At 71.8% G+C, this 16,821-nt stretch carries 18 protein-coding genes and 1 pseudogene; 17 read left to right on the top strand and 2 right to left on the bottom strand.

Annotated features, from left to right (window positions below; genetic code table 11):
• The first annotated feature begins 142 nt into the window (after positions 1 to 142).
• The 3 genes and pseudogenes from VG276_22115 to VG276_22105 all read left to right on the top strand — a co-directional run bounded on the left by VG276_22115 (position 143) and on the right by VG276_22105 (position 3,445).
• On the top strand, positions 143 to 2,251 hold the full coding sequence (locus tag VG276_22115) for an MMPL family transporter (GenBank protein HEV8652015.1): 2,109 nt from the start codon (positions 143 to 145) through the stop codon (positions 2,249 to 2,251).
• Positions 2,252 to 2,542: 291 nt separating this feature from the next.
• Positions 2,543 to 3,124 (top strand): TIGR03086 family metal-binding protein, encoded by a 582-nt coding sequence (locus VG276_22110; protein HEV8652014.1) that lies wholly within the window; start codon positions 2,543 to 2,545, stop codon positions 3,122 to 3,124.
• 87 nt (positions 3,125 to 3,211) lie between these two features.
• Positions 3,212 to 3,445, top strand: a pseudogene (locus VG276_22105) (RNA polymerase subunit sigma-70).
• Here the strand turns inward: VG276_22105 and VG276_22100 are convergent.
• Complete coding sequence (locus VG276_22100; GenBank protein ID HEV8652013.1) at positions 3,353 to 3,715, bottom strand: STAS domain-containing protein; 363 nt, start codon at positions 3,713 to 3,715, stop codon at positions 3,353 to 3,355. The pseudogene VG276_22105 and the gene VG276_22100 sit on opposite strands and share 93 nt — an antisense overlap.
• A 340-nt stretch (positions 3,716 to 4,055) precedes the next feature.
• Between VG276_22100 and VG276_22095 the strand changes: the two genes are divergently transcribed.
• The 11 genes from VG276_22095 (at position 4,056) to VG276_22045 (ending at position 14,396) form a co-directional block, all read left to right on the top strand.
• Positions 4,056 to 4,442, top strand: coding sequence for a nuclear transport factor 2 family protein (locus tag VG276_22095; GenBank protein HEV8652012.1), 387 nt, complete (start codon positions 4,056 to 4,058; stop codon positions 4,440 to 4,442).
• Positions 4,443 to 4,711: 269 nt separating this feature from the next.
• The gene (gene aat, locus VG276_22090) at positions 4,712 to 5,446 is read left to right on the top strand and encodes a leucyl/phenylalanyl-tRNA--protein transferase (protein ID HEV8652011.1); all 735 of its coding nucleotides are present in this window, start codon (positions 4,712 to 4,714) and stop codon (positions 5,444 to 5,446) included.
• Between the two features lie 72 nt (positions 5,447 to 5,518).
• Positions 5,519 to 7,453 (top strand): aconitate hydratase, encoded by a 1,935-nt coding sequence (locus tag VG276_22085; GenBank protein HEV8652010.1) that lies wholly within the window; start codon positions 5,519 to 5,521, stop codon positions 7,451 to 7,453.
• A gap of 13 nt (positions 7,454 to 7,466) precedes the next feature.
• Positions 7,467 to 7,838, top strand: a complete 372-nt coding sequence (locus VG276_22080) for a rhodanese-like domain-containing protein (GenBank protein ID HEV8652009.1) — start codon at positions 7,467 to 7,469, stop codon at positions 7,836 to 7,838.
• A 16-nt stretch (positions 7,839 to 7,854) separates the two neighbouring features.
• A complete protein-coding gene (locus tag VG276_22075; GenBank protein HEV8652008.1) occupies positions 7,855 to 8,019 on the top strand; it encodes a hypothetical protein in 165 nt (54 codons plus the stop codon).
• A complete protein-coding gene (locus VG276_22070) occupies positions 8,012 to 8,749 on the top strand; it encodes an XdhC family protein (GenBank protein ID HEV8652007.1) in 738 nt (245 codons plus the stop codon). Before VG276_22075 ends, VG276_22070 begins: the two co-directional genes overlap by 8 nt.
• A 558-nt stretch (positions 8,750 to 9,307) precedes the next feature.
• Positions 9,308 to 9,769 (top strand): peroxiredoxin, encoded by a 462-nt coding sequence (locus VG276_22065; protein HEV8652006.1) that lies wholly within the window; start codon positions 9,308 to 9,310, stop codon positions 9,767 to 9,769.
• A 291-nt stretch (positions 9,770 to 10,060) separates the two neighbouring features.
• On the top strand, positions 10,061 to 11,503 hold the full coding sequence (locus VG276_22060; protein ID HEV8652005.1) for an extracellular solute-binding protein: 1,443 nt from the start codon (positions 10,061 to 10,063) through the stop codon (positions 11,501 to 11,503).
• 10 nt (positions 11,504 to 11,513) lie between these two features.
• Entirely contained in the window at positions 11,514 to 12,557 is a 1,044-nt protein-coding gene (locus VG276_22055) for an ABC transporter ATP-binding protein (GenBank protein ID HEV8652004.1), read from the top strand.
• Positions 12,558 to 12,561: 4 nt separating this feature from the next.
• Entirely contained in the window at positions 12,562 to 13,500 is a 939-nt protein-coding gene (locus VG276_22050; GenBank protein ID HEV8652003.1) for a sugar ABC transporter permease, read from the top strand.
• Positions 13,500 to 14,396 (top strand): carbohydrate ABC transporter permease, encoded by an 897-nt coding sequence (locus tag VG276_22045; protein ID HEV8652002.1) that lies wholly within the window; start codon positions 13,500 to 13,502, stop codon positions 14,394 to 14,396. Before VG276_22050 ends, VG276_22045 begins: the two co-directional genes overlap by 1 nt.
• Positions 14,397 to 14,476: 80 nt before the next feature.
• On the opposite strand, the gene VG276_22040 is transcribed toward VG276_22045, so the two are convergent.
• Positions 14,477 to 15,172, bottom strand: coding sequence for an HAD family phosphatase (locus VG276_22040; protein ID HEV8652001.1), 696 nt, complete (start codon positions 15,170 to 15,172; stop codon positions 14,477 to 14,479).
• A gap of 167 nt (positions 15,173 to 15,339) precedes the next feature.
• Between VG276_22040 and VG276_22035 the strand changes: the two genes are divergently transcribed.
• The 3 genes from VG276_22035 to nucS all read left to right on the top strand — a co-directional run bounded on the left by VG276_22035 (position 15,340) and on the right by nucS (position 16,815).
• Complete coding sequence (locus VG276_22035) at positions 15,340 to 15,504, top strand: hypothetical protein (GenBank protein ID HEV8652000.1); 165 nt, start codon at positions 15,340 to 15,342, stop codon at positions 15,502 to 15,504.
• A 150-nt stretch (positions 15,505 to 15,654) separates the two neighbouring features.
• A complete protein-coding gene (locus VG276_22030; protein HEV8651999.1) occupies positions 15,655 to 16,062 on the top strand; it encodes a DUF202 domain-containing protein in 408 nt (135 codons plus the stop codon).
• 99 nt (positions 16,063 to 16,161) lie between these two features.
• Complete coding sequence (nucS, locus tag VG276_22025; protein ID HEV8651998.1) at positions 16,162 to 16,815, top strand: endonuclease NucS; 654 nt, start codon at positions 16,162 to 16,164, stop codon at positions 16,813 to 16,815.
• Positions 16,816 to 16,821 lie beyond the last annotated feature (6 nt).

The raw sequence follows: 16,821 nt of genomic DNA, 5'->3' as shown, positions 1-16,821 counted from the left end.
TACTCCCTGGGTGCAGCGGACGCCGCCGGCGCCTACCCCCAACGGTGCAGCCAACTCGCGCCGCTGGTCTGACGACGCCCGCGCCGCCGGCCCGTAGCGTCGCTCCGTGTCCAAGACCGACAGACCCACGAAAGGTGCCGACATGGAGCGACTGTCGAGGTTCCTGCTCCGCCACCGGCTGGCCGTCGGGCTTTGCTGGCTCGCCGTCCTGGCCGTGGGCGTCGCGACCGCCGGCACGGTGTCCGGCCGGCTCGCCACCGACTTCTCGCTGCCCGGGGCCAAGAGCTACGAGGCCAACCAGGCCATCCTCCGCGTCTACGGCAACGGCGCCGACGCCCGCCCTCTGGTGCCGGTCGTCACGCTGCCGGCAGACACCACCGTGGACAGCCCCGGGGTCAGGCAGGACCTCGGCCGGGCGTTCGGCGCGGTCGCCCGGGACCCGCGTCTGCGGGTCGTCTCCTGGGCCTCCAGCGGCGACCGCGGCTTCGTCTCCGCCGACGGCCGCACCACCTTCGGCCTGGTGTTCCCACCGCCGAGCGGCCCGGGCGGCCCCGACCTCGGCCCGGCGGTGAGCGCGGCGATGCGCGGCGCCCTGCCGCCGGAAGCGACCCTGCGGGTGACCGGCTTCGACGAGCTGTCCGCCGGCGACGGCGGCGGCACCGGCGTGCTCACCGAGACGCTGCTCGGCGGGCTCGGCGCCCTGGCCGTGCTGGCTTTCGTGTTCGGCTCGCTGCTTGCCTTCGTCCCCCTGCTGATCGCGGCGGTCTCGATCCTGGCGACCTTCCTGGTGATCCTCGGGCTGACCACCTTCACCGACGTCAACTTCATCGTGCAGTTCCTGGTCGCGCTCATCGGCCTCGGGGTGGCGATCGACTACTCGCTGCTGCTGGTGACCCGCTGGCGCGAGGAGCTCGCCCACGGCCACCCCGCCGCCGAGGCGGTGCACCGTGCCATGGCCAGCGCCGGTCGGTCGGTGCTCTTCAGCGGCGTGACCGTCGCCATCGGGCTGCTCGCCCTGGTGCTGCTGCCAGTGCCCTTCCTGCGCAGCATCGGCTTCGGCGGCATGCTGATTCCGCTGGTCAGCGTGCTCGTCGCCGTCACGCTGCTGCCCGTGCTGCTGGCCTCCGTGGGTCGCCGGATCGACTGGCCGCGGCTGCGCAGCGAGACGGTGGCCAGCCGCGGCTGGACGGCCTGGGCGCACGGCGTCATTCGTGCCCGCTGGGCGGCGACGCTCGGCGCCGCCGTGGTCCTGGGAGCGCTCGGCTTCGCCGCGCTCGGCATCCAGGTCGGCGACGCCAGGGCCGACACCCTGGCCACCTCCGGCCCGCCGGCCGAGGGCCTGGCCGCGCTGCGGCGCGCCGGCGTGCCCGCCGGGGTGCTCAGCCCGATCGAGGTGCTGGTGCCCGCAGGCACCGACCCGGCCGCGGCCGCGGCGCGGCTGGCCAACGTGCCCGGCGTGCGTGACGCGGTCGCGCCCGCAGGCCAGGCGTGGCGCCGGGACGGCACGGCGCTCGTCAGCGTGCTGCCGGTCGACGAGCCCGGCACGAGCGCGGGCCGGGAGGTGGTGACCCGGGTGCGCGACACCGTCGCCGAGCTTCCCGGTGTGCGGGTCGGCGGCGCCGGCGCGGACCTGATCGACGGCCTCCACGCCATCTACGGCAACTTCCCGCTGATGCTCGGCGTGATCGCCGCCGTCACCTTCGTGCTGCTGGCCAGGGCGTTCCGCTCGCTGCTGCTGCCGGCCAAGGCGGTGCTGCTCAACCTGGTCTCGGTCGGCGCCACGTACGGGGTGCTGGTGCTGGTGTGGCAGCGCGGCTACGGCTCCCAGGCGATCTGGGGCATCCCCGCCACCGGCGCCATCACCTTCTGGGTGCCGCTGATGACCTTCGCCTTCCTCTACGGCCTGTCCATGGACTACGAGGTCTTCATCCTGGCCCGCATGCGCGAGGAGTACGACCGCAGCGGCTCCACCGACACCGCCATCACCGAGGGGCTCGGCCGCACTGGCCGGCTGGTCACCAGCGCCGCGCTGATCCTGTTCTTGTCCTTCGTCTCGCTGGCGAGCGCGCCCGGGACCGACATCAAGATCATGGCCACCGGCCTGGGCGCCGGCATCCTGCTCGACGCCACCGTGGTGCGCGCGCTGCTGGTCCCGGCACTCGTCTCCCTGTTCGGCCGCTGGAACTGGTGGCTGCCATCCTGGGCCGCCCGCCTCATAGGGATGCGGCCATCTGCTCAAACGGCTGGTTGAAGGAGATCGGGCGCCTGGCAGCAAAGCGGCCCCGCCAGGCCCGGCGCATGGCTGGCGGAGCCGCGAACGGTCGAGGGCCAGTGGCAGTGGAAGAACTCGTTGACCGTGCCGTCCGGCCGGGTGTTGAAGTGGTCGCCTGAGTTGAAGCTGAAGGTCTCGACCCAAGACCGTGGGTCGCCCAGAGGGTCTGGGGGTTGGGGTGACAACTGCTGCAGCACGTGACACCGTCCCGGCAGCCGGCATCCGCGAGGGGAAGAGCCGTCACCCAGCCCACACCAGGAGACGTGATCGATGACCGTGGTCCGCGGCCCTATCGCCCTGCTTGCCCGTGCGCTGGATCAGACCGGCGTCATCATCTCCCGGGTTCGGTCCGAGCAGGCGACGATGCCGACCCCGTGCCGTTCCTGGGACGTGCGCGCCCTGGTCAACCACGTCGTCCAGGACGTGCAACAGTTCACCGTGATGGCGGGCGGCGGAGCGTGGGAACAGCGCGACACCGACGTCATCGGCGACGACTGGGCCGCAGCCTATCGCCAGGCGGCCGGCTCGCTGCTGGCGGCCTGGCAGCATGAGGGTGCCCTCGACCAGACGGTGCAGCTACCCTCCGGCGAGGTCCCGGCCACCTGGCGGGTCGACCAGCAGATCGCCGACCTCGCCGTCCACGGCTGGGACATCGCCAAGGCGACCGGGCAGTCGACCGACCTTGACCCTGAACTTGGGCAGCTGGCGCTCGATTGGGCCAGACAGAACCTCCAGCCGCAGTTCCGCGGCGACGAGGCAAGCGGACGCGTGTTCGGGCCCGAAGTGGCGGTGCGCGCCGACGCGCCGCTCTACGACCGTCTCGCGGGGTTCTTCGGGCGGACCCCGAGCTGATCGTTGCTGCCGGCTCCTTCAAACTGGTTCATCGAGCCCCGCGGTTGTCACCCAATCGCTCGCGCCCCGACCAGGATTTCCTTGCGGTGGTGGGTCGGGCCAGGAGCGGGCTGTCGCGGCTCGCGGCTCGTCCCGACAGTGGCGAACGGTCTGCCGGCGTTCGGCCCGTACCGGCCCAGCGGCCCCGGAGGGAGCTACGAGCCGTGGGCGCTCCAGGTCATCGAGATCTCAGGCAGGCGGATCGTCGGATTCAACGCCTTCCTGGACACGGCGACTCTGTTCCCGCTCTTCGGTCTGCCAGCTTCGCCGCCCGAGCGGTAGGCCGGCGCTGAGCGGTAGGACGTCGCTCAGCCCGACGAAGGTGAGGAGCTCCTGCAGTTCCGACGAGGCGTGGCGCAGCCGAACCTGGCGCCCGAGCCGCCGCGCCATGAGCTGCAGCCGGGCCAAAGCGTCGACCGTGCAGACGTTCGGATGGACAACCGCGCCCACGTCACAGACGACCAGCTCGGCGTCAGTGCCCTCGAGCAGGACGCGCACGCGATCGCACAGGCGCGGCACATCGGCGCCAGTGAGCGAACCGTCGATGACCACGACGGTCGTGCTCGACTCGGGAAGCGGTCGCGGCGACAGCGGAGCTCCTTTCGCGGTCCCCGTAGAGTAGAGACTCGCGGTCCCCCGTAGAGTAGAGACCGGTCGACGGGGAGGAAGTCATCGCTCTCATCGCGAAGGTTTCCTCCTTGGCGACTGCTGCGCCCTGCTGCGGTGACGCGGATGCGGCCATCTTTCCAGGAGTTCTGCGAGTTCTGCGACGAGCACCTGGCCCACGCCGGCGACGGCCTGCCCTGGTAGCCCCGACGTTCGCATCACCGCCTCGACGACATCCTGACGTAGGGTTTGCGGGGCGGCCGGGGCGCCGCCGAGGGGAGGAGCAATGGCCGTTGACAGGCAGCAGGTGGCCGCCTGGCTCGACGCGTACGTGCAGGCGTGGCGGACCTATGACCCCAAGGCGATCGGCGAGCTGTTCAGCGAGGACGCCGTGTACGCGTACGAGCCGTGGGGGGAGCCGGAACGGGGCCGGGAGGCGATCGTCGCGGCGTGGCTGGAGGAGCGGGACGAGCCGGGCACCTACAAGGGCAGCTACGAGCCGCTCGCGGTCGACGGCGACCTGGCCGTGGCCACCGGCCGCAGCCGCTACTTCGAGCCCGACGGCACCCTCCAGCGGGAGTACCACAACGTCTTCGCGCTCCGGTTCGACGGCGAGGGCCGCTGCCGGGAGTTCCGGGAGTGGTACATGCTGCGGCGCGAGAACGCCGACTGAGCCGGCATGGACTCGGTGCTGGTCGCCCTCGGTGTGCGGCTGGCCGCCTCGGGCCGCTGAGCCCGCTCTGGGCGGCGATGGAACGCGGCGGGCGCTGTGTCGGTATCGGCGCTGTGTCGGTATCGTGGAGGCGGGCGTGGCGGGGCGAGGCGGGCGGGACCGGGCGAGGCGGGCACGGCAGGGCCAGGCGGGCACGGCAGGGCCAGGCGGGCACGCAGGGCCAGGCAGCCACGAGCGGCCGTGGGACGAGGGTGGCCGGGAGTCCAGGCTTGGATCGAGAGGGTGGGGGACTGCACGACGGCCCGGGCGCGCCGCTCCGGGTGGCGGCGTCCCGGTGGGAGTTCCCGGACCCGGCCGCGGCCGGGCCCGACGGCGTGGTCGGCTTCGGGGCCGACCTCGAGCCGGAGACGCTCGTGCACGCCTACCGGCACGGGATCTTCCCCTGGCCCCACCCGCGAGTGCCGCTGCCGTGGTTCTCGCCCGACCCCCGGGGCGTTCTGCCTCTCGAAGGGCTGGAGGTGTCGCGCTCGCTCCGCCAGCGGCTGCGCGGCTGCGGCTGGCACACCACCGTGGACCAGGCGTTCGACGCGGTGATCGCCGCCTGCGCGGACCGGCGGGGCGAGGGCACCTGGATCACCGGACGGATGCGGGCCGCCTACCGGCGCCTACACCGGATCGGCTGGGCACACAGCCTCGAGGTCTGGGACGACGGGACCCTGGCCGGCGGGCTGTACGGGCTCCTGCTCGGGGGTGTGTTCACCGGCGAGTCCATGTTCCACCGAACCACCGACGCATCCAAGGTCGCCCTGGTCGACCTGGTGACCCGGCTCGCCGAGGGGGGCGGCTGCCTCGTCGACGTGCAGGTGCTCACCCCCCATCTCGTGCGCCTGGGCGCGCGCGAGATCCCCAGGGCCGACTACCTCGCCCTGCTCGGCCGGGTGCGGGACGACCCGGTGCGCCTGCCCGACGACCGGCGGCCGGCTGCCGCCCTGGCCGGCGGGTAGGAGCGGCCGGCTGCCGCCCTGGCCGGGGCGTAGGATCGGGGGCGCCGTCGCCGCTCGACCGTGGAGGGTAGGATGCAGGGCACGCTGACCGCCAAGATCCTCGAGGCGCACCTGGTCGAGGGGCGGCTCGCCCCGGGCGAGGAGATCGCCCTGGGGATCGACCAGACCCTGCTCCAGGACGCCACCGGCACGATGGCCTGCATGGAGTTGGAGGCCCTCGGCTTTGACGAGGTCAAGGTCGGCACCGCCATGCAGTACGTCGACCACAACATGCTCCAGTTCGACCACCGCAACGCCGACGACCACCTGTTCCTGCAGACGTTCGCGGCCCGGTACGGCATCCGCTTCTCCCGGGCCGGCAACGGCATCTGCCACCAGGTCCACACCGAGCGGGTGGCCCGGCCGGGCGCGACCCTGCTCGGCGCCGACTCCCACACGCCGACCTCGGGGTCGGTCGGCTCGATCGCCATCGGCGCCGGCGGGCTCGAGGTGGCGCTGGCAATGGCCGGCCAGCCGTTCCGGACGCCCACGCCGACCGTGGTCGGCGTGCGGCTCGACGGCGAGCTGCCGGCCTGGGTGGCCTCCAAGGACCTCATCCTGTGGCTCATCCGCAAGTACACGGTGAAGGGTGGCCTCAACCGGATCTTCGAGTTCACCGGGCCGGGCGTGGCCGCCCTGCCGGTCACCCAGCGGGCCACCGTGTGCAACATGATCACCGAGCTGGGCGGGACCACCGCGATCTTCCCGTCCGACGAGCAGACGCGCCGGTTCCTGCGCCGCCAGCAGCGGGAGCACGACTGGGTCGAGCTCGGCCCCGACCCCGACGCCAGCTACGACGAGCAGGTCGAGGTCGACCTGTCCACCCTCGAGCCGCTGATCGCCAAGCCGTCCCAGCCCGACAACGTGGTGGCGGTGGAGGAGGTCGCGGGCACCGAGGTGTTCCAGGTCTGCTTCGGGTCGAGCGTGAACTCCTGGTACGAGGACCTGGCCATCCCCGCCGCCGTCCTGCGGGGCAGCCACCTGCCCGCGACCACGGCCGGCACCGTCTCCCCGGGCAGCCGCCAGATCCTCACCACGATCACCACCTCGGGCGTGCTCGAGGACCTGGAGCGGGCCGGGGCGCGCATCCTCGAGCCGGCCTGCGGCCCGTGCGTGGGCATCGGGCAGGCGCCCCCGTCGGGCAAGGCGAGCGTGCGCACCTTCAACCGGAACTTCAAGGGCCGCTCGGGGACCGTGGACGACCAGGTGTACCTGGCCTCGCCGGCGACCACGGCAGCCACCGGCCTGCACGGCAGGATCACCGACCCACGCACCCTGGGTGACCCTCCCGAGATCGACGACCCGGACCCGGTGGTGGACGACTTCATGATCCTCGACCCGGCCCCGCCCGCCGAGCGCGAGCGCATCGAGATCATCCGCGGCCCGAACATCAAGACGCCGCCGATCCCGCCACCGCTGCCCGACGACATGACCGGCCGGGTCCTGATCGTCCTGCCAGACAACATCTCCACCGGGTCGATGGCGCCCGACGGGGCGATCGTCATGGCAGACCGCTCCAACGTGGCCGCGATCGCCGAGTACACCTTCATGAAGGAGGACGCGGAGTTCGTGCAGCGGGCCAAGGACTGGGGGGGCGGCTTCATCGTGGCCGGGGAGAACTACGGTCAGGGCTCGAGCCGCGAGCACGCCGCGCTCGCCCCGCTGCAGCTCGGCATCAGGGGCGTGCTGGCCCGGGGGTTCGCGCGCATCCACCGGCGCAACCTGATCGCGCAGGGCCTGGTGCCGCTGTTCATCGACGCCGAGGCCCACGAGCGGCTCGAGGTCGGCGACCAGCTCTCGATCGGCGGGCTGCGCGAGGCGGTGGCCGGTGGCGCCCAGCAGGTGGACGTGGAGGTCGAGGGCAAGGGTGGCTTCCAGGCCCGGCTCGACCTCTCCCCCCGCGAGCGCGAGGTGGTCGTGGCCGGCGGCGTGGTCAACCAGCTCAAGCAGCAGGCGGGCAGCAGGTGAAGGCGGGCAGCAGGTGACCCACCACTACGACCCCGACATCCTCGAGCTCGCTCCGGTCGAGGTGAAGGCGGGCATGGAGGCCGGCACGGTCCTGCTCCTCGACATCCGCTCGGGCGCGCTCTACGAGCAGTCGGGCGAGCACGTGCCCGGCGACCGGCGCTTCCCGGCCAGCCCGAGCCCGACCGACCTCGCCTCGCTGGACCGGGACCGGCTGGTGGTCGCCTACTGCGACTGCCCAGGCGAGGCAGGCAGCCTCGGGTTCGGCACCCGCCTGCGCCGGGCCGGGTTCCCGCGGGTGGGCGTCCTGCTGGGCGGGCTGGCAGGCTGGAAGGCGGCCGGACTGGGCGCGGTGCCCGTGCCGGACCTCGACGCCGGGCAGGAGTGATCTGCCGGGGGCAGGGGTGATCTGCCCGGGCAGGGGTGACCTGGCCGGGCAGGTGACCTGGCCGGGCCGGGTGATCTGGCTGGTCAGGGGTGACCTGGCCGGGCAGGGAGGACTTGGCCGGGCAGGGGTGATCTGGAGGGGCGGGGTGATCCGGATGGGCGGGGTGATCTGGGATGAGTGACGTGTTCGAGGCCCTTGCCACGGCCCGGCGGGCGGGGCGACCGGTGGTGATGGGCACCACGGTCCGCATCGAGGGCGACCCGCCCTCGGCGCCGGGCAACCGGGCCCTGTTCGGCGCTCGCGGGGAGCTGCTGGCCGGCACGATCGGCTGCAACGGGCTCGACCGCAGGACCGGGGCTGACGGGCACGGCCTGCTCGAGGCCGGGGAGCGGTCGGGGCTGCGCCGCTACACCAGCTTCGAGGGGGAGCCGGGGGAGGGCGTCGTCGAGGTCTTCCTGGAGGCGTTCGCCGGGCAGGCCCGGCTGGTGGTCGGCGGCGGCGGCCCGGTGGCCGGCGCGCTCGCCGCCATCGGCGAGGTGCTGGGCCTGGCCGTCACGGCCGAGCCGCCGGGGTCGGCGACGTTCGCCGAGGCCAGCACCGGCCTTGGGCCGGGCGACGCGGTGGTCTTCGTCGACCACGACGACCCCGACCTGGTGCCCGCGGTCACCAGGGTCCTCGAGGGGCAGGCGGGGTACGTCGGGGTCATGGGGAGCCGGCGCCACACCCCCGGGTTCGTGGCCATCCTGCGGGAGGCCGGGCTGGACCTCGCTAGGCTGCACAGCCCCACCGGGCTCGACGTCGGCGCGCGCGTGCCGCCCGAGATCGCCCTGTCGATCCTGGCCGAGGTCCTGGCCGCGACCCGGGGCCGCGCCGGCGGCAGCCTCGACATCGTGGGCCACCCTTCCGGCTGAACCGCTGCGGCCAGCCGGCCCTCCGGCTGAACCGCTGCGGCAGGCTGGCCTTCCGGCTGAACCGACGCGGCCGGCCGGCCCTGCGGCTGAACCGGCGCGGCAACCGGTGCGGGAGGCCACCCCTCCAGCGGACCGGGTGTGGCAGGCCACCAGGGGCGCAGACTGACCAGCGCGCACTGAAGAGCCCCGAGCAGGCCTCGAGTGCACCGCGCCCTCGACCCTCTCGGGGCTCTCCATCCCCGAACGGCACCCTCCGAACCCGCCCCGGGGAACGAGTCCAGCCCGCCGCGACCGGCAGCACCGGCCCCGACGGATCACGCCCCAGTCCCGGGAGGAGACCGGGGCGCTTGGTCCGGCGGAAATCGCCCGACCTACCGTTCTCTGGCACGGGGGCGCAAGGCATGCCTCCGTGCCAGCACCGCCGACTCTAACTAGACCATGTTGCTCAGGTCAATCCCCAGATTCTTCACCTTTGGCCGCAGGCTGTACGTAGACTCAGAGTCCCGGCCCAGACCTGGCCGGGATGGTGGCTGCCGTACAGAAAGGACGTTCGCTGTCATGCCCATCGAGATCGGCCAGGAGGCCCCCGACTTCGCCCTCAAGGACCAGAACGGCGCCGTGCAGCGGCTGGCGGAGCTCCGCGGCGCCAAGAACGTCGTGGTCGTCTTCTACCCGCTCGCCTTCTCCGGGATCTGCACCGCCGAGCTCTGCCAGCTCCGCGACGACCTGCCGAGCTTCGAGAGCGACCGCGTGACCACGATGGCCGTGTCGGTGGACTCCCCCTACGTGCAGCGGGCGTTCGCCGACCGCGAGGGCTACGAGTTCACCCTGCTCAGCGACTTCTGGCCCCACGGCGAGACGGCCAGGGCCTACGGGGTGTTCAACGAGGAGCGCGGCTTCGCCAACCGCGGCACCTTCATCGTCGACAAGCAGGGCGTGGTCCGCTACCGGACCGTCCACCAGCCCGCCGAGCCCCGCGACCCGGAGGAGTACCGCAAGGCCCTGGCCGCTCTGGGGTAGCAGGACCTCGGGGTCCGGCGCGCCAAGCGTAGCCCGGATGGTTATGAAGCGGGGCGGCCAGGAATGCGAGCCGGGCGGCCCGGGCGGTGGGAACCGGTTTGGTCTGGTCAGATCGCGGTAAGAGGGCTGTTGAGATCAACCGCGGCGGATCGGCAGAGCGGGGGATCCACCGCAGCCGGGCAGGATCTGGTCGGCACGCGGCCATGGTGCGGACGCCAGGGCGATGCTCTCGGCCACTGGCGGGTGTGCCTTGCCGGTGCCGTCAAGGGTGAGACCCCAGGAGGCGCGCCCATGACCGACAGCGGTTCAAGACCGAGTCCACTGTGGACACCTGACAGGCGCCAGTTCCTACGGACGGTCGGCCTGGCCGGGCTGGGGGTGGCGCTCGGCGCCTGCACCAGCGAGCCGGGCGGCGGCGGACCCGGCGGCGGCACCGCGGTACCCGGGGCGGCGGCGCCCACCACGACCTTCGCGGAGCCGCGGACCAAGCTCTCCGGCGACCTCAAGATCCTGCTCTGGAGCCACTTCGTGCCCAGCCACGACCAGTGGTTCGACCCGTTCGCCAAGGAGTGGGGCAGGCAGGCCGGGGTCAACGTCACCGTCGACCACATCGACAACGCGCAGATCCCCACCCGCATCGCCGCCGAGGTCCAGGCCGGGCAGGGTCACGACCTCATCCAGTACATCGCGACGCTGTCGCAGTTCGAGCCGAGCGTCAACGACCTCAAGGACATCACCGACGAGGCCAGCAGCCGCTGGGGCCAGCAGCTGGAGCTGTGCAAGCAGTCCAGCTTCAACCCGGCCACCGGCAGGTTCTACGCGTACGCGCCCGGCTGGGTGCCCGACCCGGGGGACTACCGCACGTCGCTGTGGCAGGCGGTGGGCCTGCCCAACGGGCCCTCGACCTGGGACGAGCTGCTCAAGGGCGGAAGCGAGATCAAGAAGAGCAAGGGGACCCAGCTCGGCATCGGCATGTCCCAGGAGATCGACTCCAACATGGCCGGGCGGGCCCTGCTGTGGTCCTATGGCGCGTCGGTCCAGGACCAGAACGAGCGGGTCGTGCTCAACTCCGACGAGGCCGTGGCCGCGGTCGAGTTCATGACCAAGCTGTTCAAGCAGGCGATGACCGACGAGGTCTTCTCCTGGAACGCCGCATCCAACAACCAGGGCCTGATCGCGGGCAAGCTCTCCTACATCCTCAACTCGATCTCGGCCTGGCGCACCGCCCAGGGCGCCAACCCCAAGGTCGCCGACGACATCTCGTTCGTCCCGGCGCTGCGCGGACCCAAGGACGCGCGCGCCGCCCAGCACGTGATGTACAACTGGATCGTTCCCAAGCACGCCAAGAACGTCGACGCGGCCAAGGAGTTCCTGCTCCACTACACGTCCAACTTCGCGGCGGCCACCTACGCCTCCAAGCTCTACGACTTCCCAGCGTGGTCGAAGCTGGTACCCCAGCTCGAGGGCTGGCTGGCCAACGACCCGTTCGGCGCCAAGCCCGCGAACAAGCTCGCGTTCCTCAAGGACGCCACGAACTGGAGCACCAACATCGGCCACCCCGGGCCGTCCAACACCGCGATCGGCGAGGTCTTCGGGACGTTCGTGATCCCGACCATGTTCGCCAGGGCGGCGCGCGGGGAGGCCAACCCCAAGCAGGCGGTGGCCCAGGCCGAGGCCCAGATCAAGCCGATCTTCGAGAAGTGGCGCTCCCGCGGCCTGGTCGGCGGCGCGTGAGGAGTGTCCGGTGACCGTCGTCGTCGAAGTCAGGAAGCTCGTCAAGGAGTTCGACGGCGGGCGCGTCCACGCCGTCGACGGGGTCGACCTCGCCACCGAGGAGGGCGAGTACCTGGTGCTGCTCGGCCCGTCGGGGTGCGGCAAGACCACACTGCTGCGCACGATCGCCGGGCTCGAGCAGCCCACCGAAGGGGAGGTGCGCATCGGCGGGCACGTGGTCAACGAGCTGCCGCCCCGGGCCCGCAAGATCGCCATGGTCTTCCAGAGCTACGCGCTCTACCCCCACAAGACCGTCCGGCAGAACATCGTCTTCCCGCTCCGGGCGGAGCGGCTCGACAAGGCCGAGCAGGAGCGCAAGGCGCGGTGGGCGGCGGACCTGCTCGGCATCGGCCACCTGCTCGCTCGCAGGCCGCGCCAGCTCTCCGGGGGTGAGCGGCAGCGCGTGGCGCTGGCCCGCGCCCTGGTCCGCGAGCCACGCGTCTTCCTGCTCGACGAGCCGCTGTCGAACCTCGACGCCAAGCTGCGCGCGAGCGCCCGCGACGAGCTCAAGCGGTTCCAGCAGCGGGTCGGGACGACCACCATCTACGTCACCCACGACCAGGCCGAGGCCATGGGGCTCGGCGACCGGATCGCGGTCATGGACCACGGCAAGGTGCGCCAGCTCGGCCCGCCCGTGGAGGTCTACGACGACCCGGCCGACACCTTCGTGGCCACCTTCCTCGGCTCGCCGCCCATGAACCTGGTGCCGCGCGACGGCCGCCTGGTCGGGTTCCGGCCCGAGCACCTGCTGCCGGTCGAGGTCGTCCCCGGGACCGACCGGACCACGCTGCCGCTGCGGGTGGAACGGATCGAGTACCTCTCCGGCGACCGGCACGTCTACGGGACCGCCTCCCGGATCGGTGAGGACACCCGCGTCATCGCCCGGCTGCCGGCCATCGTGCCGACCCCGATCGCGGCCGGCGAGACCCACGAGTTCGCCGTGCACGCCAGCCGGCTGCGCTTCTTCGACGCGGCCACCGGGGAGCGCACCGAACCCGTCCGGGTCGGGGGGTGAGCCGATGGCCGAGGTGACGCTCGAACGCGGCGGCGCGCGAGACGGCGCGCAGCCGGCCAGGCGGCGCCTGGCCGACCGCGATGGCTTCCTGGCCTGGGCCATGCTGCTCCCGTCGATCGTCTACATCGTCGCGCTGGTCGCGGTCCCGTTCTTCCTCGCCATCGCGTTCAGCTTCAGCGACGTGACCGCTGGCGACCCCACCTTCCACTGGGCGGGGCTGCGCACCTTCCGGCGCGCCCTCGACGACCCCGTGTTCTGGCGCTCGCTGCGCAACACCTTCGTGTTCACCGTGGTGTCGATGGCCCTCATCGTGGTGCTCGGCAAGGTCCTCGCCAACATCCTGGTGGCCGACTTCCGCGGCAAGTGGCTGGTGCGCTTCCTGGTGCTGCTGCCGTGGACCACCCCGGTGGCGCTGTCGGCGGTCGCGTGGCTGTGGATGCTCGACTCGATCTACAGCCCGATCGACTGGACCCTGCGCCAGCTCGGGCTCCTCGACGGCAACGCCTACTGGCTGGGCCGGCCGTACCTGGCCATGGCCTCGGTCATCGCGGTGCACGTGTGGCGGCTGACCCCGCTGTCGGCGGTGATCATCATGGCCGGGCTGGTCGCCATCCCGAAGGACATCCACGAGGCGGCGCGCGTGGACGGCGCCGGCTTCTGGCGGCGCATGCTCGAGGTGACGATCCCGCTCACGCTGCCCGTGGTCGCGGTCGCCGCGCTGTTCGGCGCGATCCTGACCTTCACCGACATGACCGTGGTCTACGTGCTCACCCGCGGGGGGCCGACCAACTCCACCCAGGTGCTGGCGAGCTGGGCGTTCATCCGCGGCATCGAAGGCGGCGACGTGGCCCAGGGCGCCGCGGTGGCGCTGTTCCTGTTCCCGCTGCTGCTGGCCGCCGCCATCGCCATCCTGCGCGCCGTCCGCCGCATGGAGGTGCTGTGATGGCCGCCGTCGAGGTGTCGAGCCCGGCCGAGGCCGAGCGGCTGCGGCGGCGGTTCGCCCGCCGCCACGTCCTCGCCCGCGTGGGCCTCTACCTGGCGGCGCTGCTGGCCGCGCTGGTGTGCGCGGCGCCGTTCCTGTGGAGCCTGGTCACCGCGTTCAAGCAGAACAGCGACCTCTACAACCCGGACAACAACCCGTTCTTCTTCAACGGGGCGGCAACCCCCGACCACGTCCTCTACCTGTTCCGCGACACCGCGTTCCTCACCTTCGTGTGGAACACCCTGTGGGTCGGCACGCTGGTCGTGGCCATCACGCTCGCCCTCGGCCTGCCAGCGGCCTACTCGCTGGCCCGGCTCGACCGCCCCTGGTCCGGCCGCATGGCCATCGCGATCTTCTTCGTCTACCTGGTGCCACCCAGCCTGCTGTTCCTGTCGCTGTCGCGGCTGGTGGTCACTGTCGGGCTGCAGGACTCCACCTGGTCGCTCGTGCTGGTCTACCCGACCATCACCATCCCGGTGTCGGTGTGGCTGCTCATCGGGTTCCTCAAGGCCATCCCGAAGGACATCGAGGAGCAGGCCATGGTCGACGGCTACAGCCGCCTGGGCGCCTTCGCGCGGGCCGTGCTGCCGCTGGCGTTTCCTGGGATCGTCGCGGTCGTGGTCTTCGCGTTCACGCTCACCGCGAGCGAGTTCATCTACGCGCTCGCGTTCGTCTCACCGACCAGCCAGAAGGTCGTGAGCACGGGCGTGCCGACCGAGCTGATCCGCGGCGACGTCTTCTTCTGGCAGTCCCTGCAGGCCGCGGCCATCGTCGTGGCGGTGCCCATCGCCTTCGTGTTCAACCTGTTCCTGGACCGGTTCATCACCGGATTCACCATGGGCGCCGTGAAAGGGTGAGGCGCCTGTGCCGCGGTGGGGCGGATCCCGAAGGGCGCCGGCGCCATGGTCGAATGGATCCCAAAGGCGCTGTGCCATGGTCAGGCGGATCCCGTTGCTGTGCCGTTGGCGCGGGTGGGGAGGCGCTCGAGGGTCTGCACGGTGAGCTCGTCGAGGGCGGGCAGGACCAGGTCGACCGCTTCCAGCACTTCGGCTGGGGGCGGGTAGCTGCGGTTCGGCACGGCGACCACCCGCATGCCGGCGGCGAGCGCCGAGCGGATCCCGTTGGCCGAGTCCTCGACCGCGGCGCAGCGGCCAGGCTCGGCCCCGAGCCGGGCGGCCGCCTTGAGGTACACGTCGGGGGCGGGCTTGCCCCGGGCGACCTCCTCGGACGACACCGTGACCGAGAACACCCCCGCCAGGCCGGCCCGTTCCAGCACCAGGTCGATGAGCGGGCGGTTGGCCGAGCTGGCGAGCGCGAGCGGCCAGCGCCCGGCCAGGCGCCGCACGGCGGCCGCCGCGCCAGGCAGGAGCGGGAGGTCGGCCCGGTAGCGGGCCGCGACGCGGGCGACCACCTCCTCGGAGATCGCCGCCGCGGGCATCGGCACCCCCAGCTCGTCAGCCATGTACCGCGACCACTCGGGCGAGCTCATCCCCTGCATGGCGCGCACCGCCCCGGGCGGCCAGCGGCCGCCCCGCTCGCGCACCAGCCCCTCCTTGACCTCGGCCCACACCTCCTCGGACTCGATCAGCACGCCGTCCAGGTCGAGGATCACGGCTTGCAACCCGTCCGCCACCGCCGGCTCCTTCCCGCTCGTACCATCAGGGTCCGGTTGTGCCTTTAGGGTAGGGGGCGTGCGTTGCGGGTGCCTGCTCGGGTAGAACACCATGCCGTGGCCGAACCGGCACGGTGGCCACCCGTCGTGGCGCTCGACGCGCCCGTCCGTACAGGAGCTGATGCCCGATGACGCAGGACGCAGTGCCCGAAGCCGACGTACAGGAGCAGCAGCGACCCGTGCTGGACCCGGACGCTCCCGAGGTGCCGGTGATCGGGGACGAGATTCCCGAGGCGGACGCGCTCGAACAGTCGATCCCGGTCCCCCTCGACGACGAGGACGAGCCCAGGTAGCTGCATGGAGACTGCTGGCGTGCCCGGCGCCGGGGGACGACTCCTTGAGGGGAGCCTCGCCCTCCCGGCGTCCGGCACCAACCTGGTTCCGCAGGTCCTCGGCCGAGGGCTCGGGGGGAGCCTTGCCCTCCTGGCGTCCGGCACCCGACCGTGACCGCCGGCGTGTCACCGCCCGGCGACGAGCGCCCTCTGCGCGCCGGAGACGAGCGCTCCCTGCCCGGCCAGCCCGAGCACGAGCCCGACTACCGCTTCAGCCTGGCCAACGAGCGGACCTACCTGGCCTGGGTCCGCACGGCGCTGGCCCTCGTCGGCGCCGGGATCGCCGTGATCCGGTTCCTGCCCTCGCTGCCGATCCCGGGGGCGCGTGAGGCGCTCGGTGCCAGCCTGGTGCTCGTTGGCATGCTCATAGCCGCCAGCAGCCACCGGCGCTGGCGCCGCATCGAGCACGCCATGCGCACCGCGACCCCGCTGCCCAGGTCGCTGATGCCGCCGATCCTGACCGCCACGGTGGCGGTGGTGTCGTTCTTCACGCTGGTGCTGCTGCTCGAGAAGCGGTGAAGCCGCCCGCCGGACCAGAATCCCTCCTGACCAGAATCCCTCCTGACCAGAATCCCTCCTGACTGGAACCCCGCCGGCGGCCCCGATACCATCACCGCCATGCGCCTGGTGATCGCACGATGCAGCGTCGACTACGCCGGCCGCCTCTCCACCCACCTGCCCAGCGCGGTGCGGCTGCTCATGGTCAAGGCGGACGGCTCGGTGCTGGTCCACGCCGACGGCGGCGGCTACAAGCCGCTCAACTGGATGTCCGCCCCATGCACATTCTGTGAGGAAGACGGCCTTTGGCGCGTGACCAACCCCGTCGGCGAAGTCATGACCGTCACAGTGGAGGAGATCCTGCACGACTCGGTGCACCAGCTCGGCGTCGACCCAGGGTTGGTGAAGGAAGGCGTCGAGAAGCAGCTCCAGGCTCTCCTCGCCGAGCGTTGCCATGTCATCCGGCCGGATCTGACGTTGATCAGGCGCGAGTATCCTACCGATATTGGTCCAGTGGATTTGTTGTGCCGTGATCAAGAAGGTCTACCCGTAGCGATTGAAGTAAAGCGTCGCGGCGAGATCGACGGCATCGAGCAATTGTGGCGCTATATCGCACGGCTAAGACCGCTACTGGGGTCGGTAACAGGCATACTTGTTGCCCAGGAGTTCAAGCCGCAGGCGAAGGTGTTCGCCGCGGAGCGAGGTATCGACTGTGTTCGGGTGGACTACGATGCGCTCAAAGGCGTGCAGTCCAATGCGCTCACCCTGTTCTGAGCATCG

It is taken from the genome of Actinomycetes bacterium (assembly GCA_036000965.1).
Classification (GTDB): domain Bacteria; phylum Actinomycetota; class CALGFH01; order CALGFH01; family CALGFH01; genus DASYUT01.
Note: the sequence above shows the minus strand (reverse complement) of the source record. Positions and strands in the feature narration are given on the sequence as shown.

What these genes read in the sequence shown, in the direction of transcription:
- VG276_22110 (HEV8652014.1), top strand. Translation starts at nt 2,543, where the DNA reads ATGACCGTGGTCCGCGGCCCTATCGCCCTGCTTGCCCGTGCGCTGGAT.
- VG276_22095 (HEV8652012.1), top strand. Translation starts at nt 4,056, where the DNA reads ATGGCCGTTGACAGGCAGCAGGTGGCCGCCTGGCTCGACGCGTACGTG.
- VG276_22045 (HEV8652002.1), top strand. Translation starts at nt 13,500, where the DNA reads ATGGCCGCCGTCGAGGTGTCGAGCCCGGCCGAGGCCGAGCGGCTGCGG.
- VG276_22070 (HEV8652007.1), top strand. Translation starts at nt 8,012, where the DNA reads ATGAGTGACGTGTTCGAGGCCCTTGCCACGGCCCGGCGGGCGGGGCGA.
- VG276_22115 (HEV8652015.1), top strand. Translation starts at nt 143, where the DNA reads ATGGAGCGACTGTCGAGGTTCCTGCTCCGCCACCGGCTGGCCGTCGGG.
- VG276_22085 (HEV8652010.1), top strand. Translation starts at nt 5,519, where the DNA reads ATGCAGGGCACGCTGACCGCCAAGATCCTCGAGGCGCACCTGGTCGAG.
- VG276_22065 (HEV8652006.1), top strand. Translation starts at nt 9,308, where the DNA reads ATGCCCATCGAGATCGGCCAGGAGGCCCCCGACTTCGCCCTCAAGGAC.
- VG276_22050 (HEV8652003.1), top strand. Translation starts at nt 12,562, where the DNA reads ATGGCCGAGGTGACGCTCGAACGCGGCGGCGCGCGAGACGGCGCGCAG.
- VG276_22035 (HEV8652000.1), top strand. Translation starts at nt 15,340, where the DNA reads ATGACGCAGGACGCAGTGCCCGAAGCCGACGTACAGGAGCAGCAGCGA.
- nucS (HEV8651998.1), top strand. Translation starts at nt 16,162, where the DNA reads ATGCGCCTGGTGATCGCACGATGCAGCGTCGACTACGCCGGCCGCCTC.
- VG276_22060 (HEV8652005.1), top strand. Translation starts at nt 10,061, where the DNA reads ATGACCGACAGCGGTTCAAGACCGAGTCCACTGTGGACACCTGACAGG.